The following is a 6,143-nucleotide window of genomic DNA, read 5'->3' on the forward strand; positions in this document are numbered from 1 at the left end:
CATGCAAAAATGACAATGACGGCTCACTCAGACAAAAAGATGACAATGACGGCTCACTCAGACAAAAAGATGATATATGGCATGTAAAAGATGCAATAGCTCAATGTTCAAGCAAAAAATAGGTCGCTGTAAAACCTGTATGTGGCAACTAACCGTTTTGTCACTTATCAGCTGGTCCATTTGGTGGTTTTTATACCGAGATTCACCACAAGCAGTGAACTCTATTGCATTGCTTTTTTTCTGCTGCACATTTTCAGGCTTACTCTGCCTGCATTTGCTGGTATTCAGCTACAATCACCTTATGGCTTTACTCAACAAACACAGTAAACCGACATAATTCACCGTCGTCATCGCATTAATTTCATTATTAAAATCAAATTTTTAACTATAATTTATGAACAAATAGTTCAATGGGAGCAATTACATTATCCCGTATTTTTTTCAGCATATTATTTATTTTATCACCACTATTTGTCCCCATCACGGTATGTAGGCTCAATGGCGCAACCCCACCCTTGGTCAAATTCCTATGTGTTAATGCTGTAAAAAACTCCAACGCGAAATCACGTCGATTATTCACATGAAGAACAGAAAACCCTGCCTGTGTTAGGGTTAACTGATATTCATCAAGCGAACTTAAATAACTGCAGCTCACATCCGTAGCCCAAGGAAGCGGATAAATCAGTTCTCCACTGCCCGCCAACATAATGTCATAAATGGCAAAGCGGCTCCCAGGTTTGAGAACACGATAAATTTCATTGAACAAACCCGCTTTATCTTGGATATTCATGCCAACATGACACAAAGTGGCACCGTCAAACTTTTTGTCTTCAAACGGCATCGACAATGCACTGCCATGATGCAGGGTCACCTGTTTATCTAATCCGACCCATTGACATAAATGTTTACCCGTTTCGATATATTCAGCACTGAGATCAATTCCTGTCACGCGATTATTAAATTTATTGGCTGTATATCGCGCCGTTCCCCCCAAGCCACAGCCCACATCCAAAATCTCTTGGTCTGCAGCAAAGTTAACTTGAGACAGCAGGTGTTCAGTGGCCATACGGCCACCCACATGAAACTCATCAACAGCGGAAAGATCTGCTAATGTAAGCCTATCCATTACATTTCCCTGCTGGATTAACGCCACTTTAATGGCTTCAAGCAGCCCGCCATGACTGTAATGCTGAGATACTAAATCTTCGCTAATCATCATGCTCTCTTATCATTTAACCAATACTCAACAACGGCTAGCATGTCAGCTAAACTTAATATGCTCAATAGTGATTTACAGCTAAACCAAAATCACTCATTTCCTCTCACTTCATCAATGGCTTTTTGTAGTCTATCAACAATTTTTTGATCTGTTTTCAAGCTAAACGCATAGAACAGTTCTGACTCAGACAAGGTATAAATCGATTCAAAGTTATTTGGATCAAGATTATTACGCTCAAAAAATAATTTGGCAGTGTTTTCTTCGTAAGCCCAAAGATCAATACGTTCACGATCTAACATTTTAGCCAAGGAGTTCGCGTAAGGGGAAGTTAAAATATTAGTATTATACCCAAGTAATTCACGTACGAGCTGTATACCAATATCGTCGAGGATCCCACCAATAAAATAATTAGTTAGTTCACAGGTGAACCCAACTCGGATCTTTCTGCTTTTTTTTGCTATCAGTACCACTTTTGTTTTACTAATAGGCCCTGCCCATCTAAATAATGATTCTCTCGCTGGTGTTCTCGTCATTGAGAACAACATGGTATTTTCATCTTTTTCTAATTGCCGATATGATCTAGGCCAAGGTTGGACCTTAATATAAGAAGGATTCAGTTTTATTCCAGCTTTCTTATAGGCCGCTACCAGCAAATCAACGGCAATACCTTTCAATTCCCCATCTTCACTTAAGTAATTATATGGCGGATAATCCTCTGCTAGGACAACTAGCTTTTCTAAACTTACAGCGATAATTTTCTGCGTAAAAAATAGTGAAAACATACAAAACCAGAATACTATAAATACATTTTTATTATGCATAATCTACCTTATTCATTAATTTAACGATTCGATTTCGGTTTCTACAATAACCTCAATACCACCTGTAACAGATTAAGTATTCACGGTTTAATATGTAAACTAAAGGCTTAATAATATGTAGATTCATCTAAAAGATAGACTATTTAGGACTCTCTGACTAAAAGAACGATATTTTCCTGCTACAGTTATGCCTGCGTCATCCAGACAAAGTCTATGACATCATTTTTACACTGATATTGGTATATGGATTTCTAACGAATGATTAGCTTTAAGCCCACGACTGGAAATGTCACAACGGCTAAAATGTACAAACATGAAATTCTACTAATGATACGCACTATGTAACTTAAGGAGCTATCTACACTTGTACCCAACTTGATATTAAAGCCTTGATCATTGTATTAATAAGATCAATTTTTTTATTTTATCTTTAGCATTGCTATTATTGGGTTGCAATTCGAGCACTTTTTGATCCCCTTTAATCGCTTTAGGGTAATTTCCAAGATGCCAATCCCCTTCAGATAAACTAGCATAGGTGTTGTAACTCAATTGAAATAAGTACACATTGAGTTTAAAAACATCTAAAGCCTGTTTGGTTTTCCCTTGACTAATAAGCGAATATCCCCACAGATTTATTTCATCTTCGCTAAAAGAGAGACGCAGTTCTCTTGTCAAAGCTTCAGTCATTTCAATAGCGTGCTTATAACCTTTAGTTTCAAGGTTTTTCGATAGTTTTTTTATATTTTTCGATAGACAGAAGCCATTTTCCTTTTTCATTGCTGGAATATATAATCCAGCAATGTCATCGACGAATTGCGAAGGCAATGCCCCGACTAACTTTGTCAGTACCACTGTGGAAATGTCATCTTGCGTGTAAACAAACACACCTGCTCGATTACCTCCAACAGCAAAAATTGCAGGGTGATCATCTCTTATCATTATAGGCCAACCAAGCGAATAACCAATTCGCTAACTCAATTGCGGTAAAACTCATGCCAGCGGCTGTTTGTAACAGTGGCGAAACGTCTCTTTTTTGATGTGTGAAAGCTCAGATCCATCGTAGATTTCATAACGTCGAGCGGAATGCTTAACAACGTTATTGGGGTTGATTAGTGATAAATTTAAAATTTTTTGACTTGTTCATTCATCACATTGATAGCACGAGCAACATAATAGTTCCAATTACATTTATAAAAAATCATTACGCAACCATATTAAACACCTACTTAATTAAAACCTTAAAAGTCACGACATAAAGATACAGGTGGAACAATAAAGATACCTAAAAAAAACAAAGTACCAACCTATCATCTAATAAAGCTATATTAACAATATTTTTAAAATGCATAATCTTCAAAAATCGACCAAATCAACATAAAAAACCAGCTATAATAGCTTCTATCATTGACATTTTATTGTAAAATCACATTTCAATAGTGATAATGGACGCCGAATTTTCAACGTTAATTTGTAAGAAAATCATTAAAGAAATTTAAATACAACATCTTAGGAGTGAAATGACAAAGGTAAAATATCAAATCGATAACTGGATTTTCATCCCCCATGAAAATAAGCTCATATTGGGAGAGCAAGAGACACTTATCGATAATCGTTTATCAAATCTTTTATTATTTCTTTGTCAACATCCAATGACGATTCTAAGCCGTGACGAACTCATTAACGAAGTTTGGAAGGGATTAATACTCACAGATCAAGTGATCACTCAAGCAATTTTTGAATTAAGAAAAATTTTAAAAACCAACCAAAAACACCTTCATGGGTATATTATTACCATCCCTAAGCGTGGCTATAAACTCGACATAAAAGTCCAAATAATACCTCAACCAATCAATCAAGCGCTACATTTGGAAGATAATTATACGGATAAGGACACTATATGTACGCAAATAAACCAGTACAACATAGAAAATAAGGCTGTAAGTCAAGATGAAATCACCAATGACACACTAAACAAGATAACAGATGAAACCGAACAAAGCTCTCCAAATACACATAACAGTGCAAGCTTCATTAAGATAAGTCATCAGCCAAAAAAAACAGTTAAATTAATCTGGTCAATTGTCATTATCGCCGTCATTTCAAGTACCATCTTGTTGATATTTATTAGTCAATTTTCATTCTTAAAAATTAATCAACCACTAAACAACAATATCACTACACCCAGCACTGATTTTATTTATAATACGTTAGAGCCAAGATCAATTAATGCAATAATTAAGACTGATGTAGATTTAAGTGCTGCGCAAATTGAACATGGCATTATATTTAAAGTCGTTGAATACCTCAAGTATAAGCTCAATCTTCCAGTATCTTTCTATGATGAACCACATAATAATGCCGCAAAAGAGCTGACATTCATAATTACTGAGGAAGATGGCATTCATTATATCAATGTAGAATACTTTAATCGTATCTCACAATCTCAACATTTAGATCGTAAGTATGAAATTGATAAAACTAACTTAAAGCCAACGATTAAACGTATCCTTAACGATATTCTTATATCGTTAAATGTAAAAGTAAACCAAGAAAAAATTAATGATTTATTAAGCTCAATACCTAATGAACCTCAAGTATTACTTTATGCACTTGAAGCATTATCTACTCAGAAAACAACACAAGATAAATTAAAACCAATTAGCTTAATGAAAAAAGCGTTAAAACTCACCCCAAACAACCCTCATTTGCTCTCAAACAATTATATCTACAGCATGATAGTCATCTACCTAGATAAAAGTAGACAAATTCAAAAAGAAGTTAGCAAACTCAATCAGGATTTCGAACACATCATTCCGATTTTAAGTCAGGGAACCCGATCAGATAAAGCCAATGAAGCACTGGCCATGAACGCATTATCTAGAGGTCGCCCTATCGATGCCATAAAATACATAACAGACATACCGTATACACAACAAACGGTGATCACCTATATACTCAAAGCTAAACTATCAGAAAGCTTAGGCAATCCAGCTTTGGCTGAAGAGTATTATTATCAGGCAATATACGAATCTAAGATGCCAATGGTATTGGAAATAGCCGAAAGTTTATTCTTTCACAGCGATCTATCTAAAATGAAAAATAAACTTGAGGCTCAAATCCAGTAGAAGTATGCGCTATCTCCTAACCACCTCAAAATTCGTACAATGAGGTGGTTAGGGCACACTGAAATATCATTGATTCATAGCAGGCTTTATCATTAACAACCTGATTGTTACTTAATAATATAACCCCCTCTAAGTGACTCTGCGACGTATTTATCATAATTCCCACTATCTTTTAGTTCTTGCAAACCTTCATTGAACCGTTTAAGCATATCTTTATTTTTGGCTATTTTTTTTGTTAATATCATATGAAAAGTAGTATTAAAAAATGGCTTTGAATGATGGGTGATTAATTGAGCTTCTTCAGAAAATAATTTGTTATTCATTACGTCATAGCCTATTTCAACCGTCAGTGGGATGACGGTGATGCGTTTTTTTATTAACATTTTAAAAAGACGCTCAAGATTTTCTATTCGTGTCACCTGTATTTGTCCCGATTTCTCGGCTTTATCAAAGACTGCACCAAAATTAAATCCAATCACAGCTCCCATTGTAATACCGTTTAAATCATCGTAGGTGTTCCAGTCAAATGGCTCACTTTTCAAATGAAAGAAAACCTTACTGCCACTAAAAATAGTATCGCTATAATAAAAATCTTGTTTAAATTTATCAAACATGCCGTAGCCAATACTACCATCAATCTGTCCTTCTCTGGATTTCACTTCACCTCGTTTCCATGGCATGAAATGGTACACAACTCGCACCCCTTTTAACGCAAATGCATCAGATACTATGCGAGAAAACACCCCACCGTATTTTAATTCTTCTGACACAAAAGGTCGCCACTCACCATTGGCCAAATGTATCACCTCTTCAGCAGGGCTTAACGGCACTATGCTTAGAGAGCAAATAACCACACAAATGCTCCTAAGAAATGGCTTAACCACCCCAAAATTGAACAAGGAACAACCAACGCCATCACCTCTAGATTGATTCACCATATTAAGGGGTCTGTTTAATATTAAACATCATGTTTTTCGG

General features: G+C 35.7%; 6 protein-coding genes. 2 read left to right on the plus strand and 4 right to left on the minus strand.

All coding sequences use genetic code 11. The features are described 5' to 3' along the window. The first annotated feature begins 76 nt into the window (after window positions 1–76). Window positions 77–337, plus strand: coding sequence for a DUF3624 domain-containing protein (locus tag HQQ94_RS16530; protein WP_173295443.1), 261 nt, complete (start codon window positions 77–79; stop codon window positions 335–337). Between the two features lie 48 nt (window positions 338–385). Here the strand turns inward: HQQ94_RS16530 and HQQ94_RS16535 are convergent, their stop codons facing one another. The 3 genes from HQQ94_RS16535 to HQQ94_RS16545 form a co-directional block, all read right to left on the minus strand. Continuing rightward, entirely contained in the window at window positions 386–1,219 is an 834-nt protein-coding gene (locus tag HQQ94_RS16535; protein WP_173295444.1) for a class I SAM-dependent methyltransferase, read from the minus strand. A gap of 89 nt (window positions 1,220–1,308) precedes the next feature. Next, complete coding sequence (locus HQQ94_RS16540; RefSeq protein WP_173295445.1) at window positions 1,309–2,040, minus strand: ABC transporter substrate-binding protein; 732 nt, start codon at window positions 2,038–2,040, stop codon at window positions 1,309–1,311. A 393-nt stretch (window positions 2,041–2,433) separates the two neighbouring features. Beyond that, window positions 2,434–2,979, minus strand: coding sequence for a hypothetical protein (locus tag HQQ94_RS16545; protein WP_173295446.1), 546 nt, complete (start codon window positions 2,977–2,979; stop codon window positions 2,434–2,436). Between the two features lie 641 nt (window positions 2,980–3,620). Between HQQ94_RS16545 and HQQ94_RS16550 the strand changes: the two genes are divergently transcribed. Next, a complete protein-coding gene (locus tag HQQ94_RS16550; RefSeq protein WP_217274050.1) occupies window positions 3,621–5,165 on the plus strand; it encodes a winged helix-turn-helix domain-containing protein in 1,545 nt (514 codons plus the stop codon). Window positions 5,166–5,272: 107 nt separating this feature from the next. Here the strand turns inward: HQQ94_RS16550 and HQQ94_RS16555 are convergent, their stop codons facing one another. Then, window positions 5,273–6,019, minus strand: coding sequence for an ABC transporter substrate-binding protein (locus HQQ94_RS16555; RefSeq protein WP_173295448.1), 747 nt, complete (start codon window positions 6,017–6,019; stop codon window positions 5,273–5,275). Window positions 6,020–6,143: the final 124 nt, after the last annotated feature.

Source organism: Shewanella sp. VB17 (assembly GCF_013248905.1).
Taxonomy (GTDB): domain Bacteria; phylum Pseudomonadota; class Gammaproteobacteria; order Enterobacterales; family Shewanellaceae; genus Shewanella.